At 35.8% G+C, this 14,752-nt stretch carries 16 protein-coding genes and 1 pseudogene; 11 read left to right on the forward strand and 6 right to left on the reverse strand.

All coding sequences use genetic code 11. The features are described from left to right. Nucleotides 1-116 precede the first annotated feature (116 nt). Nucleotides 117-536 carry a nucleoside-diphosphate kinase gene (gene ndk / locus ACIPNH_RS02675; protein WP_182309846.1) on the reverse strand — a complete coding sequence of 140 codons (420 nt, stop codon included), beginning with the start codon at nt 534-536 and terminating at the stop codon, nt 117-119. A gap of 113 nt (nt 537-649) precedes the next feature. Between ndk and ACIPNH_RS02680 the strand changes: the two genes are divergently transcribed. From ACIPNH_RS02680 to ACIPNH_RS02690, 3 genes are all read left to right on the forward strand, one after another. Beyond that, on the forward strand, nt 650-1,618 hold the full coding sequence (locus ACIPNH_RS02680) for a hypothetical protein (protein WP_400771585.1): 969 nt from the start codon (nt 650-652) through the stop codon (nt 1,616-1,618). Then, on the forward strand, nt 1,619-2,566 hold the full coding sequence (hemH, locus tag ACIPNH_RS02685; protein WP_400771588.1) for a ferrochelatase: 948 nt from the start codon (nt 1,619-1,621) through the stop codon (nt 2,564-2,566). Between the two features lie 70 nt (nt 2,567-2,636). Beyond that, nucleotides 2,637-3,434 (forward strand): hypothetical protein, encoded by a 798-nt coding sequence (locus ACIPNH_RS02690; protein WP_264723828.1) that lies wholly within the window; start codon nt 2,637-2,639, stop codon nt 3,432-3,434. Nucleotides 3,435-3,437: 3 nt separating this feature from the next. On the opposite strand, the gene gshA is transcribed toward ACIPNH_RS02690, so the two are convergent. Further along, the gene (gshA, locus tag ACIPNH_RS02695; protein ID WP_400771590.1) at nt 3,438-4,598 is read right to left on the reverse strand and encodes a glutamate--cysteine ligase; all 1,161 of its coding nucleotides are present in this window, start codon (nt 4,596-4,598) and stop codon (nt 3,438-3,440) included. Nucleotides 4,599-4,713: 115 nt separating this feature from the next. On the opposite strand from gshA, the gene hslV reads away from it, so the two are divergent. Together hslV and hslU are read left to right on the forward strand one after the other, a co-directional pair. Then, entirely contained in the window at nt 4,714-5,268 is a 555-nt protein-coding gene (gene hslV, locus ACIPNH_RS02700; protein WP_400771593.1) for an ATP-dependent protease subunit HslV, read from the forward strand. Nucleotide 5,269: 1 nt separating this feature from the next. Further along, nucleotides 5,270-6,760 (forward strand): ATP-dependent protease ATPase subunit HslU, encoded by a 1,491-nt coding sequence (gene hslU, locus ACIPNH_RS02705; RefSeq protein ID WP_006280200.1) that lies wholly within the window; start codon nt 5,270-5,272, stop codon nt 6,758-6,760. Nucleotides 6,761-6,828: 68 nt separating this feature from the next. Here the strand turns inward: hslU and ACIPNH_RS02710 are convergent, their stop codons facing one another. Both ACIPNH_RS02710 and ACIPNH_RS06680 read right to left on the reverse strand, forming a co-directional pair. Continuing rightward, nucleotides 6,829-7,770: an FKBP-type peptidyl-prolyl cis-trans isomerase gene (locus tag ACIPNH_RS02710; RefSeq protein ID WP_400771596.1), complete on the reverse strand. Its 942-nt coding sequence runs from the start codon at nt 7,768-7,770 to the stop codon at nt 6,829-6,831. Continuing rightward, entirely contained in the window at nt 7,763-8,770 is a 1,008-nt protein-coding gene (locus ACIPNH_RS06680; protein WP_010082029.1) for a polyprenyl synthetase family protein, read from the reverse strand. Before ACIPNH_RS06680 ends, ACIPNH_RS02710 begins: the two co-directional genes overlap by 8 nt. A gap of 145 nt (nt 8,771-8,915) precedes the next feature. Here ACIPNH_RS06680 and acpP point away from each other — a divergent pair, with 145 nt between their 5' ends. The 6 genes from acpP to thyX all read left to right on the forward strand — a co-directional run bounded on the left by acpP (nt 8,916) and on the right by thyX (nt 13,834). Continuing rightward, nucleotides 8,916-9,176 carry an acyl carrier protein gene (gene acpP, locus ACIPNH_RS02730; protein WP_006279836.1) on the forward strand — a complete coding sequence of 87 codons (261 nt, stop codon included), beginning with the start codon at nt 8,916-8,918 and terminating at the stop codon, nt 9,174-9,176. A gap of 13 nt (nt 9,177-9,189) precedes the next feature. Further along, complete coding sequence (fabF, locus tag ACIPNH_RS02735; protein WP_010082030.1) at nt 9,190-10,461, forward strand: beta-ketoacyl-ACP synthase II; 1,272 nt, start codon at nt 9,190-9,192, stop codon at nt 10,459-10,461. 3 nt (nt 10,462-10,464) lie between these two features. Beyond that, entirely contained in the window at nt 10,465-10,590 is a 126-nt protein-coding gene (locus tag ACIPNH_RS02740; RefSeq protein ID WP_400771600.1) for a hypothetical protein, read from the forward strand. Nucleotides 10,591-10,712: 122 nt separating this feature from the next. After that, entirely contained in the window at nt 10,713-11,537 is an 825-nt protein-coding gene (locus ACIPNH_RS02745; protein ID WP_458695316.1) for a lysostaphin resistance A-like protein, read from the forward strand. Between the two features lie 155 nt (nt 11,538-11,692). Continuing rightward, nucleotides 11,693-12,970 carry a UDP-N-acetylglucosamine 1-carboxyvinyltransferase gene (gene murA / locus ACIPNH_RS02750; RefSeq protein WP_400771604.1) on the forward strand — a complete coding sequence of 426 codons (1,278 nt, stop codon included), beginning with the start codon at nt 11,693-11,695 and terminating at the stop codon, nt 12,968-12,970. 9 nt (nt 12,971-12,979) lie between these two features. Next, on the forward strand, nt 12,980-13,834 hold the full coding sequence (thyX, locus tag ACIPNH_RS02755) for an FAD-dependent thymidylate synthase (RefSeq protein ID WP_015589436.1): 855 nt from the start codon (nt 12,980-12,982) through the stop codon (nt 13,832-13,834). Between the two features lie 72 nt (nt 13,835-13,906). On the opposite strand, the pseudogene ACIPNH_RS02760 reads toward thyX, so the two are convergent. Both ACIPNH_RS02760 and ACIPNH_RS02765 read right to left on the reverse strand, forming a co-directional pair. Then, nucleotides 13,907-14,509: pseudogene (locus ACIPNH_RS02760) on the reverse strand (hypothetical protein); the annotation flags it as partial. 28 nt (nt 14,510-14,537) lie between these two features. Then, the coding region (locus ACIPNH_RS02765) for a transposase (RefSeq protein WP_400771539.1) at nt 14,538-14,752 on the reverse strand (215 nt) is incomplete at its 5' end.

Genomic DNA, 14,752 nt, shown 5'->3' on the forward strand with positions numbered 1-14,752 from the left:
TGGCGAAAGCAAATACAATAGCTTCACTATCATGATAAGGGCGCTGGCGAAGGGTGTCAAGTAAGTTTTTTCGTTTCTATGTTGTCAGCTACTTGGATGACGCCAATCTGAGTTAACTACACCAACTCACATTCAGCAAAAAAGAAAGCTATCTCCTTACGAGCATTTTCTAGACTATCCGAGCCGTGGACTCTATTTTCACTAATATCATCAGCAAAATCACCCCTGATTGTGCCTTTATCTGCCTGTTTTGGATTGGTAGCTCCCATGATTTGTCTGTATTTACTTACTGCATTTTCACCAACTAAAACTTGAACTACCACAGAACCAGAGGTCATAAACTCTACTAATTCCCCAAAAAAAGGCCTATCTTTATGAATTTCATAAAACAGCTCTGCTTGTTTTTTTGTTAGTAACATCATTTTTTGTGCTGTGATTTTCAGCCCAGATTGTTCGATGTAGGAATTTATATTGCCTGTAATATTATTTTTTACTGCATCAGGTTTTAATATCGAAAGTGTCTTCTCAATTGCCATATTATTTCCTTATATAAGATTGTATATTTATGGATTCATTTTATTGCAAATTTTGATTTGATAAAAGTAGTTTTTTATTTATAGTTAAGAATAAACCATCAAGGAGGTATTGTATGGGTGAATGTTGTAAAAATAACACTACTAAACAAGCTGAGCCTACCACTAAAAAACAAGCTAAATCTACTACTAAAAAATTAGTAAGTAACTTTAAGTCATCACTTTTTTGTGGAACAAAAGGATTTTTAACTTTTAATTTGGCCTTTTTAAGTTATTTGGAATATAGCATATATAAATGCACTTCATCTGCTCATGTACAACAAAAGGAAAATATTGAAAGATGTAACAACATACAGGCTTCCAAGCTTGCACTTGCTGAGGATACAGATGGCAATTTTGCTACACAAGAAATAGAGCAAAAAGAAAAAAACTTTAACCAGCAACACAAATTTTTAAGAGATACTGCTGCCTTTGCAATGAAAAGGAATACTATTCCATTGCTTGAAATGGCTATCATAGTGCCATTTGTTTGTTTTGCGCTGCCAGCTATGCTAGGCAGTATGAGCCTCATGCAATGCGCACTTTTATGTGCTTCCTTAATGATTGCCACATGTTTTATTGTCAGAACTTTTCATCTGCGTGAGAAGTTAATGGAAAAAATCACTAACCATAGTAGAAAAGAAATAGACGCGGAATTTAAGAAAGATACTATAAAATTTCCTATCTTTGATCAAAATAGAAAACACACCGAGTATAATTCGCCTAACTCAGGGCGACTACTGGATGAAACAAGTAGCACCTCTCTTTTCGTTAAAGTTTTACTTTTTCCCCTCAAGGTTCTTCTGAATGTCCTGCAAAGTTGTATAATGCTATCTTTAGCTGCTGGTGAACTTCTTGAAACGGTACCAAGTCTTTTTGTCGATACATTTTTCGATTGGAACTTCACATCCACCAAGAGTAACCTGAAGAGATCAGGCCACTTATTGTATGCCAGTGTAAGAAATTTAGTGCCTATAACTAAATTTGATGAGTGTGTAGCTAATTTTATAGGCACCCCAGAAGTAACTTGTTGTAGTAGTGCGTAGGTGAAAAAGGCAGTTATCTTATTTAATCTTGGCGGGCCTGATTCACTAAATGCGGTCCGTCCTTTTTTATTCAACCTTTTTTATGACAGGAGAATAATCAATCTACCGAATCCCTTTCGGTTTCTTTTAGCAAAGTTTATATCTGCGAAACGAGAAAATACTGCACGAAAAATATACGAGGAAATTGGAGGTAAATCGCCAATTCTAGAGAATACAAAAATGCAAGCTAATGCTTTAGAACTAAAATTAAACGAAAATAGAAACCATGTACACAAGGTATTCATCTGCATGCGCTATTGGCGTCCATTTGCTGACGAAGTTATTGAAAGTGTAAAACAGTTTGATCCTGACGAAGTAATTCTGCTGCCACTGTATCCACAATATTCAACTACCACAACTCTGTCATCCATCGAGAATTGGCAAAAAAATGCTAAACGGTATGGCCTAAAATGCAATACAAAAATGATTCACCGTTATTATGATAGCCAAGATTTTATTGAAGCTCACACTAATCTGATAGCTAAGTACTATAAATTGGCTAGAAAAATCGGTAAACCAAGAGTCCTATTTTCAGCCCATAGCTTACCTCTTAGTATCATTAAAAAGGGCGACCCTTACGCTTCACAGGTAGAAAGAAGCGTAGAGTTAATAGTAGAAAAGTTAGCTATCAATAACTTAGATTGGTCGATATGTTATCAGAGTAAGATTGGTCCTGTAAAATGGCTAGAGCCAAGCACTGAAAGTGAGCTATTACGCGCAAAAGCTGATGGTGTACCTGTAGTTCTATCACCTATATCTTTTGTTTCTGAGCATTCAGAAACTCTAGTTGAACTTGATATAGAATATAAAGCAATTATCAAGGATGGATATTACTTTCGTGTGCCAACTCTCAGTACCGATCCCTTGTTTATAAAATGCTTAGCCGATTTGTGCATAAATCTCCCTTAAAGTCCTGATTCATAGGGCTTTTCTTTTAGGATTTTATGTGATAGAATAACAGGAAGTTATTAACTATTTCATGCCAAACAAGCTAAAAAAGAAATCTAACATACTCGCACAAAGGGTGCATGATATTTATGATCATGATTTCAGGAAGGTAATCTGCATCACAACAGGTTTAACAGCCCTATTGTGTAAGATTTCACTGCAATTTTGCTGCGAGTTCATTGACAATAATAGATCCAATATCTTTCTTATACGGAATGTTGCTCGACTAGTAAAGTTTCCGACATCTATTCTATACATTGCCCATTCTGCATTTACTCTACAGGATCTAATTAAGGATTACAGAAACCCTGAGAGTAAAAAAGAGCTGGCAAAAATTGTGGGTAAATCGGCTAATCTTGCAAGCAGCACCATAGAAGCGCTAATGATGTTGAAAATCATCCATTTTTGCACTGGAAGCAATACAGACATAATAAGTTATATTAACTTAACCTCAACGATCCTATTTTTGTTCATTTCAGAACCTATAAGCTATTATTATACATGCAAGGAATATCTGGATAATAAGGATCCTGAAAAGTCTGCTGAGTGTAAGAAGGACCTTATTATTAGCACATTAACTTTGTCGTTAGGTTTATTAAACTTCATATTAAGAAGGATAGAGACTCCAACTATACCAATAAACTTAGGTAATGATATAATCTATAATTTCAACTTAAGCGTAACAGTCAGCATAATATATAGTGCAGTATTTCTTGCAGTTCAGCTTGACAAATTGTTTCAACAACCTGTCAATGATGATCCTTCCACTGAACTTGATGATGTTCATAATATAAACGGTCATTCTAATGACAGCACTGTAGAGGTATAAGAATTAGGGATGAAAAGATTTTATTTCTACTGCCAACGCTAGTACTGCTAATTTGCTAACAATACTCCAAAGTGATAGAATTTTACCTTCTACAACCTGGCTAACATCATGAAACTCACAGTCAGTGGCATTCAAGCTAGAATATACATCTTTTCTGCTATTACATCGGTATAAGTAACATGTTGGAGTATCTCCTATATAGTATATTAGCGGTTCTGCAGAACTGCTTTTAAACATGTCAATGGTTGGTACACCTTCTTGTATAATAACGCTATTGATTGCTATTCCTTCTTTTATCTTTTTCATTTTATGACGCTTTTTTTTATTGAGGTTTAATATTTCCTCTCCACTTGTTGCTGTTATAATGCCCATCCCATATGTGCCATTGCTTGCTTTGATAAAAACGTAAGGTTGTGTTTTTATTTCATATTCCTCATATTTTTTTTGCACTAGAGATAATATTTGGTCAACTTTAGTTGCTACTGCTTCTAGTGACAAATCATCATCAAAATCAACTCCATCACAGCTCTCTGTAAGCACAGAAATTAGCCATGGGTCTATTTTAAATTTGCCACAAAACTCAGATGCTAATTCTTGATAGATTTCAAAATACTTAAATTTCTGCCTGCTATGCCAACCGTATAGTGGGCTTGGTACTATATCTTGCTTTACGTCTTTCAGCGTGTCTGGAATGTGGCTCGTCATATCACGGTTCAGTATAATAACATCAGGCACAAATCCTGAAGTTGTCTTTAGCAGAGAGTTTTCTTTCACAACAGTTTCATACTGTTCTATTAAATTGTATACTTCATTATATAAAAGGCCAATTCTAGTCTCAAAACCTGCGAGTTGTAGTATTTTCTCTATAACAAATACGTTTTCTATATACATTTTATTGCGTGTATAATTTTCCGGTATTATAAGAACCTTTTTGTATTGATGTCTTTTAAAATAGCTTTTTATCAATCTTGCTGCCATCGTTCTTGATTCTTCACTTAAGTTATTGAACCCCGCAGGAAATAAATTAGCGTCTACTGGAACGATTTTATAGCCAGAGTTTCTAAGATCTATAGAGCTATAAAATGGCGATGTAAGGCCATTAAATTTTGCTTCGAACCAATTATTTATACTTTTTTCCAAATCTGGGTAAATTATGTTTTGCATCTGCACTTTAAATGTTATAACGAAGGTATTATATTATAAGCTATAGTTGAACATATTTAGTAAATTTGACTAAAGATTAAAGTATAATGAGATTCTTATTTAAAGTGATAGAAAAATGATTCAACACGATAACAATAAAATGTATGGCACTACTATATTATCAATTAGAAAAGATAAAAGTGTAGTAGTAATAGGTGACGGACAAGTTTCACTGGGCCACACTGTTATAAAATCTGGAGCAAAAAAAGTTAGGCGTCTTTCTGGTGATTCCGTAATTGCTGGATTTGCCGGGGCAACAGCCGACGCATTTACTCTTTTTGAAAGATTAGAATCTAAACTTGACAAGCACCCAGAGCAATTAATGAGAGCATGTGTTGAACTTGCAAAAGACTGGAGAATGGATAAATATCTGAGGAAATTAGAAGCTATGATGATCGTTGCAGATAAATCTATTTCATTAGTAATTACGGGAACAGGTGATGTTCTTGAACCTGAAGATGGAGTCGCAGCTATTGGCTCTGGGGGAAATTTTGCTCTATCTGCAGCAAGAGCTTTAATTGACATTAAAGGAATATCAATAGAGGAAATTGCGAAAAAGGCTATGAAGATAGCTGGCGATATATGTGTTTATACAAATCATAATGTAGTTATTGAAAAGATAGAGGAGTGATATGTCTTCCAAGCAAAAAACTTTATGCACCAATTTTTCCAATCAGCCCATAACCCTTTCAGAAGGGCGGTCTTGTAGTAGTGACACCTACGATGAAAAAGATAACCTCTATAAAGATACTAAGAGTGGTTTTGATTCAAATGACAGCGATGTTCAAGTTAATGACAGCACTCAAGTTTTGTTGGATGACCTGCCACCACAGAAGATAGTTAAAGAATTGGACAGATTCATAATCGGACAGGATGATGCAAAGCGTGCTGTTGCTATTGCGCTCAGAAATCGTTGGCGTCGCAATCAGGTTCCATTTCCATTGCGTGATGAAATCATACCTAAGAATATATTGATGATCGGTCATACAGGGGTTGGTAAAACTGAAATAGCTCGTCGCTTAGCAAAACTTGCCGGTGCACCGTTCATAAAAATTGAGGCAACGAAGTTTACTGAAATAGGGTACGTTGGACGTGACGTTGATTCGATAATACGCGATTTAGTTGATGCAGCAATAGTTTTAGTTAAAGAGAAAGCCCGTAAAGCCTTAGCTAAAAAGGCTTTAATTTTAGCTGAGAAAACAATAGTAAACTCTATGGTAGGCGAAAATGCAACCGAAGAGAGTAAAAAAATTTTTAGAGAAAGGTTGAGGAATAAAGAGTTTGAGGACGGAGAAGTTTCTATTAACGTCAGAGAGAGCAAGAGTATGTTACCTACTTTCGATATACCAGGCATGCCAGGTGGGCAAGTTGGTGTGATGAATGTAACAGAAATAATGGGCAAGATGTTTAACGGGAGCAAAAAAACAAAAACTATTACGGTGAAGGTAAAAGAAGCGCGTGAAATATTAATTAATGAAGAAAGTGAAAGGCTAATGGATGAAGATAAGATAATCAAAGAAGCCATTGATCTTGTTAGTAATGACGGTATAGTATTTTTGGATGAAATAGACAAAATTGCAGCGCGTACAGAAGTAAAAGGTGAAGTAAACAGAGAAGGAGTGCAACGCGATCTGTTACCATTACTTGAAGGAACAACTGTTACAACTAAGTATGGCCATGTAAAAACAGACTATATATTATTTATTGCATCTGGTGCTTTTCATCAGTCTAAACCATCTGACCTCTTACCGGAATTGCAGGGCAGATTACCGATCAGGGTAGAACTTAAGGCACTTACTCAAGAGGATTTAATAAGAATATTAAAGGAACCAGAATCTAGTTTGTTAAAGCAGTACATAGCTTTAATGAAAACAGAAAATGTGACACTTGAGTTCACTGATGATGGTATAAAAACCATAGCTGAAATAGCGTTTACAGTTAATAGGCAAGTGGAAAATATAGGCGCAAGAAGGCTTCACACTGTCATGGAGAAGCTTTTAGATGAAATAAGTTTCATTGCTTCTGAGAAAAATAGCGAAAAATTCATTATAGACAGCAAGTATGTAAAAGATAAACTTGAGTCAATTTCGAAGCAGCTTGATTTATCTAAGTTTATACTTTAGGAAAAACGAAAAGCCTACTTTAAGTAGTATAGAGAGTGTTCAGAAGATTAGCCAGTAGACCTAAAATTTCAGCTATATTCTTTAGGCTGTTTTTCAACAGTAGAATGGTGTGCTGCGACCTCTTGCTTAACATCTAAGCTTAAGTCAATTATTGAGATATTTTCTTCATCATAATCTATGTCTTTTATTAACATATCGTCAGTAATAGTCAAAAGGTCAGGCGGAGAAAGAATAGTTCTTTTATTACCAGCTCTCATTCCCACAACTCCAAGCTCTATAGCAAGTGGTATTTTTTTATCGCCAACCCTAAATTGCACTGTTTGATCTTTGACTATATATTCCCCATTATGCTCCTTTACGCTATATTTAACCGATATCTCATCACTGCACCTTACTTGTTTTCCAGTCTTGTTAATTAAGTCATTAAAAACCATCAGATTATTTACTGAGTCGGGATATTTATCCTTTACTTCGATCAGTTTGACGTAATAAGAATTAAAATTCATTTTGTTCTCATTGGCAATAGTAACTACACGCTCTCCGCCTTCTTTCATACCTATTACCCCTAAACTCACTTCTTTTAGGTCATCTTGACCTATTTTCAAAGTAACATCAGAAACTTTGCTAGGGAGTGTTGCTGAGTTATTATTAGAAATTTTATATATTTGCAATAGGACTTCCAGGCCACAAAAAGCCTTGCTGCCACTGCCTTCAGTAATTTCATGAAAATTTATTGAATCTTCTTCCTTTTGCTGCGTTATTTCTTCTAAATATTCTGTCAGCCCATGCTTTTCAATATAGCGGTCAAGTGCTGATTCAAGTATTGGCTTCACTAGGTAATGTGCTATCGTCTGTATCAAACCACCATGCGTGGCATTTATCTCATAAAGCTTGTCCTTTTTTTCCGGTTTACCTTTGTTTATATAGACAATAGTAAACACAAAAGCAGAAGTTAAAGTGAGAATCATTACTACGGAAATAAGCATTTGTAATATAATTTTTCTAACCATCTTTCTTTACTTGATTCAATAAATCATATAAATAATTAGTATCCCCTGAAAGCGCACTCAAATTATCCAAGCCTTGTTTAAAGAGGCCGTCTATATAGTCCTCTACTTCACTTTTACCAAGCACAGACATAAGATTATTTGTTTTATCTTGTTCGTAGTCTTCAATATCATCCTTAGCTTGAAAGATAAGCCCTAGATTTATTCCATAGTTATATAACGCTTTACGTTGCTTGTCTGTAGCACCCCCGATTATAGCACCTATTTCACATGAAGCTGCAAATAGTTTTGCGGTTTTCATCAAATGAATTTCTTTTATTTTATCAGCTTGGCCCGACGTCATTCCAGCGTCATACATACAGCCGTACGAATGTTGTAGTTTTAAGGTAGAAAGGGTGTCATGCAAGTAGCTGACACTGGAATCCATTTCATGTTCAGCTCCACTATCGCATGGCTTTTTGCACGAAATGCTTGTAGGCAAAGCCTTCTGGATCCCAGTGTCCGCTACTTGAATGACAGAGGGTTGGGGGCTAAAATCTATATGCTCACTGTTAATATCTAAAGCCTGTCCTCCCACCATTCCCCTAATTCCTATTGCCTGAGAAAGAACTTTTATGATCTCACAGCGTTTCTCATTTAACGAAGATAATACCTCAAAAGCCAGAGTAAGTAGTGCATCTCCGGCAAGCACTGCTGTTGCTTCATCAAATTTTTTATGGCAGCTTAGCTGGCTTCTGCGAGTATCACTGTTGTCCATGCACGGTAAATCATCGTGAATTAGAGAGTAAGCATGAACAAATTCAATTGCTGCAGCAACTGATATTACTTTTTTAGCTTCCGCGTTAAACACTCGCGATGAAGCTACGACTAAAAAGGAGCGTATATGTTTTGCAGGAGCAAGGAGTATATAACGCATAGCTGATATAAGCTTATTCTCGCTATTTTCGGGTAAGAGTTTATTTACTTCTACAATAAGCAAATTTTTTGTTGTTTCGTCTAGCATTTTTGAATTGTTAATTGTTTAGCACGTAACGCTAGCCAGCTAGGGCAGTAGAAAACTTTACTGTAGTTTACCAGTTATAAAAGATATTGCAAACATAAAAATTTTTTATAACATCAAAGAATAGGTTATTTTTTTGGTAAGAAATGTGAATAGCGAACTAGCAAAGAGCACTAGAGAAGACATAGAAGAAAAAGTGAAAAAGATTATACTAGAGCATATTAGTAAGGATGTAGAGAAATTCAACAGCTCTTCAAAGCTTTCGGAGCATGGTACAGACAGCTTAGATGCAGTTGAAATCATCATGGCAGCAGAAGAAGAGTTTGGAATAGAAATTCCAGATGAAGACGCACAAAAAATGGAAACTATGGAGCAAATAGTTGAGTACATTAATAATAAAAAAGGCTAATAGTTAGTGTTAAATGAGCAGAAGAGTAGTAGTCACTGGTGTTGGTTTAATCACTCCACTAGCGGCAGATGTTGACAACACTTGGTCAAGGCTAATAAAAAGTGAGTCTGGCATAAAAGCAATCAATACGGATAGATTTGACTCTTCTGATCTTGCTTGCAAAATTGCAGGGCAGGTGCCGTTGCAATCAGATAACATTGAGCACCATTTCAATCCACTAGATTATATTTCTGAGAAAGACTCAAAAAGGACAGATCGTTTTATCCATTACGGTATTGCAGCAGCTATTCAGGCAGTAGATGATTCATTAATTTTGGAAAGCCAAAATATCAATCGGGAACGTGTTGGTGTGACTATTGGCTCTGGTATAGGTGGTCTTCCGTCAATTCAGGAAAATGTTATTACCATGCAGGAAAAAGGGCCCAGACGTGTCAGTCCATTTTTTGTCCCTGCAAGTCTAATAAATTTGATATCTGGCCATATTTCTATTAAATACGAATTTACAGGTCCAAACGATTCAGCAGTAACCGCATGTGCAACAGGTGCGCATGCAATCATAAACTCAGCAAGAACTATAAAACTTGGTGAAGCGGATGTTATGATTGCAGGTGGAGCAGAAAGTGCACTGTGTAGAGTTGGAATTGCAGGTTTTGCATCTATGAAGGCGTTATCAACTAAATTTAACGATAAACCGGAAGAAGCTTCAAGGCCATGGGATGAAGAACGCGATGGTTTTGTTATGGGTGAAGGAGCAGGTATATTGGTGCTGGAGGAATACGAACATGCGAAAAAAAGGGGGGCAAAAATACATGCTGAACTGGTTGGGTACGGACTCACAGGAGATGCGCACCACATTACAGCACCACATCCAGAAGGAAGAGGCGCATTTAAGGCAATGCAGCTTGCTTTAAAGAGCGCACAAATTAATCCCAATCAAGTAGGGTATATCAATGCACATGGAACTTCAACGCCACTTGGAGATAAAATTGAAGTAATAGCAATGAAACAGTTATTCGGTGACTACGTTTATAAAATACCTGTTTCTTCAACTAAATCTTCTATAGGACATTTACTTGGTGCTGCAGGGAGCGTTGAAGCAATATTCAGTATTCTTGCATTAAATAATGGAATTATTCCGCCAACCTTAAATTTACACAAGCCTTCAGAAGGATGTGATTTAAATTTTGTACCGTTTAAAGCTCAGGAGCATAAAATTCAATATGCGCTTTCTAATTCGTTTGGTTTTGGTGGCACTAATGCATCGCTCATATTTGGACAAGTTTAGTTGATGTCACCCCAGTGTCTTCCTCTTGTCATTCCAGTACCCTCCTCTTGTCATACAAGCAGCTCTCCTACTGTCATCCCAGCACGTGACACTGGGATGACAAACGGTTGTGAAAGGGAATACATATAAAAATTAAACTATCAATAGCAATTCAAAAAGAAAAAATATTCTATTCATCCCTGAAGAAGTATTTTATTGACAATTTATGAATAAAGATCAATAATGCGGAAAAGGAATTGATGGGCGTATGCATGAATTTAACCACTATTAATTGTACATTATTTGTTGTAATTACATATTTTTTGACGTGCATTATAGCTTGGTGCTTACCTTTCAAAGACATAACATTATTAACAACATTTGTTCCGGCTTCAGTTGCAATTTTGCTAACCATTTATAATAAACAGAAGGTAAGGGATCTTTTTAAACTTAGTTCGCCAAAAAACTGTCTATTAGGGTTTATACTTATTCTGGTAAGTATGCTAATTTCCAATGGTCTTTTGTCAATTTACTGCGGTTTTTCATTTTTCCGAGAGTCTTTTACGTTAGACCGTGTAAAGGATTTGAGTGCAGTTTTGAGTCCATTAGTGATGTTATTTGTTTTATTATCAACCTTTGTGATGTGGATCATTATGTCTCTTGGTGAAGAGATCGGTTGGCGTGGCTATCTTTTGAAAAATCTTAAAAGCAAAATATCAAATTTTTATATCAGAGCAATTATTGTCGGTATTATTTGGTCAGTATGGCACATACCAACTTATGTGGTTGCTGGCTCAGCTTTGTGGAAGGATGGCTTTACATTCCCGACTATTTGTGCTTATACCCTTTATATTTGTGCAATGTCTATAATGTTTACCTGGTTGTTTGAAAAAGACAACTCGATTTGGCCAGTAACTATTGCTCATGCAACAAATAATCTTGTGTATAGTGTTTTGAGCATTCTAATGCCGTCTCCTCCTCTGTCAACTTTCGATGCAGTAATTTGCCTTACATTAGGAGCAGCTGGTTATTTCATTGTTGCAATTGGTGTTATTTGGTTTGATAAAGCTCGAGAGCGTCATTTGAGTAATTCATAGTATAAAATTTCGGGGGCAATTCGCATCAGGTGTCATGCAGGTAGCATGACACTGGGATGATGAGGAAGAAAAAGCAAATTTTGCCTTTTACGGTCAATCTATTATACTTAGTAAGACTTCAATAAACTAATGAATTATACTTTATATCTAATTAAATGCACAAGATATTAATAAGAAATAACTACAAACCTTTGGTCGGAAAAATCAAGATTAATGGCTCAAAAAATGCTGTTTTACCAATAATGGCAGCAAGTCTATTAAGTAGCTCCCCGGTAATTTTGCATAATGTACCTGATTTAATTGATGTGCATCTAATGTCTAAGTTGCTTGAAAGTCTTGGAGCAGAAGTGAACTTTATGCACAATAAAAATTATAAAGCGAACCATACTTTGAAAATTGACTGCAGCAATATCAACAATCACGTGATGCCATATAAAACCGCAAGTAAGCTAAGAACTTCTTTTCTAATATTGGGTCCAATGCTTAGCAGATTTGGCAAAGCGAGAACAGCATTTCCTGGTGGATGCAACATTGGAAAGCGTCCCGTTGATATGCATATTAAAGCATTAGAAGAAATGGGAGCTAAAATTGAAATTGACGGCTATAATATAATTGCAACAGTGAAAGGAAAGCTACAAGGAAAAGAAATCACATTTGAGAAAATAAGTGTTGGCGCAACAGAAAATGTAATAATGGCAGCAACATTTGCAGAAGGAGTGACAACAATAAACAATGCTGCAACTGAGCCGGAAGTTCTTGATTTAATAGATTTTCTGAAGAAAATGGGTGCTGATATTGAAATTGATAATACAAAGGTCATAATAACAGGAGTTGAAGCACTAAATGGATGTGTTCATAAAATAATACCAGATCGCATAGAAGCAGGCACCTATGCACTAGCTGCTATAATAACCGATGGTAAGTTGGAGTTGGAAGGAATAAATCTATCTGATATAAGGTGTATTACAAATGAGTTGGAGACTATAGGAGCTATGGTTGAACTGTATGATGGAGGCATTGTTATTTCCAGAAAAAATGGCTCTATTAAGTCTGCTAACGTTGCGACAGATCCATATCCCAATTTTCCCAGTGATATGCAACCACAACTGATGTCTGCAATGTGCATCGCTGATGGGATATCAGTAATTGAAGAGAACATTTTTGAAAACAGATTTACACATGCAGATGAATTGAGAAAGTTAGGTGCTAATATCAGCATCGAGAAAAGCAAAGCTACTATAAGTGGAATAAAAAGCTTATCTGGAGCTAATCTATATGCTACTGACTTAAGATCAACAGCAGCTTTGGTGCTTGCTTCTTTGGTAGCTGGTGGAGAAACTATAATAAACAATTCATATCATTTATGGAGAGGATATGAAGCAATGCATGAAAAACTCAATTCATGTGGAGCTGATATCTCCATTTCGTCTTGAGGACATTTTATGAATGAAGCAACCAAACGAACTATAGTAAAAGAAATAGATGCAATCTTATATGAAGAACATAAGGTATTAGACCATGGATTTATTCGAGTAGTGGATTATATGGGCTCTGATAGCGCTATAGTTCAAGCTGCTCGTGTTTCTTATGGCAAGGGAACAAAACAGATAAGTCAGGATGAAGCACTTATAAAGTATTTAATGAGACATCATCATACAACTCCATTTGAAATGTGTGAAATTAAGTTTCACGTGAAACTTCCAATTTTTGTTGCAAGGCAATGGATAAGGCATAGAACTGCAAATGTGAATGAATATTCAGCAAGGTATTCAATACTTGATAATGAATTTTATACACCTAAACCAGAACAAGTTGCAAAACAATCTGACAATAATAAACAAGGTAGCGGGGAAGCTTTTGATCCAGATACCTCAAAGGAAATAATAGATTCTCTAACAAATGACTCTAATTTAGTATATTCTCATTATGAAAAATTTATTGAGCAGGGGCTTGCAAGAGAAATTGCCAGAACTAACCTAATGCTTAATTACTACACGCAATTTTATTGGAAAATAGATCTGCATAATCTCCTTCATTTTTTGAAGCTTAGAGCTGATAAGCATGCCCAATATGAAATCAGAGTTTATGCAGAAGTTATGCTGGATATAATAAAAAAATGGGTTCCACTGGCCTACAATGCCTTTGTTGAATATTGCCTAGAATCAGCCTGTATTTCAAGAACTGGTCTAGAAATAATTCGCAAATTAATTAAAGGGGAAAACGTTACTAGAGAAGAAAGTAATATTGGTAAAAGAGAATGGGGCGAGCTGATGTCTATACTTGATAAACAATCTTAAAGATAAAGGCATACGTGTCAATCTCCTCTGTCAGTTAACTCTCGTTCACCAGATTGAATCTTGCTTTTTACATCACATTAACTCATCACTTTTATAGAACATCTCATTAAAATCATTTAGAGTTCCAAAATCCTGACCCTTGATAAACAGGTGATCATTAGCAACATGTGCTTCATCAAGAGTAAACAGCTCGTAATGATGATTGTGAGCGGGCCTAACAATTTCATTATATAAAACCATTACTTGTTCGTAGTTATATCCATCGCCAGCATGATATTTACCACGTACGGTATCATAAAAATTCTTTACATCATCATATGTCACTTGCAGCTCCACCTTATACTTTCCCACTTCAAGAGGACTTCCTGTCTTTATTTTTAAGGGATGTTGTGAATTTGCAACACTGTTAGAAGTTTCTGCTTCAATATCAGAATTTTTATCCATATTTTCTATCACACTTGCCATAACAGTTTCTTGTTCATCTTCTGTTGGTTTTGTTTGTTTTTCAGTCTTATTACTGCTACTGTCAGTTTCCACAGTTACTTTTTTTACTTCTATATCTTTTTGAGCTTTCTCATTACTTTGCTTGTGTATTTCATCTCCATGCAATTTTTCCTGCAGAGCTTTTTTCGTATCAGCATAATCATCACGATTGCTTTGCAAAGCTGGTTTATATAGCATTTCTCATAATAGTCCGAACAGGTCATAGGAAGGCAGAATCAACAGCACGACGAAAGGATTCGAATAGAGGAATGTTTTTCCTAGCTCTGTTTTTTATAGCAAACCAATGATGCTCAATTTTGTTGAAATCTGGAGAATACGGCGGCAGATACAAAATTTCTGCACCAACTCCTCTAGCAAGCTCGATAATCTTACCAGACTTATGAAAAGTAGCATTGTCAAGAATGACAGTCTGTC

It is taken from the genome of Wolbachia endosymbiont of Drosophila barbarae (assembly GCF_044752445.1).
GTDB classification, from domain to species: domain Bacteria; phylum Pseudomonadota; class Alphaproteobacteria; order Rickettsiales; family Anaplasmataceae; genus Wolbachia; species Wolbachia pipientis.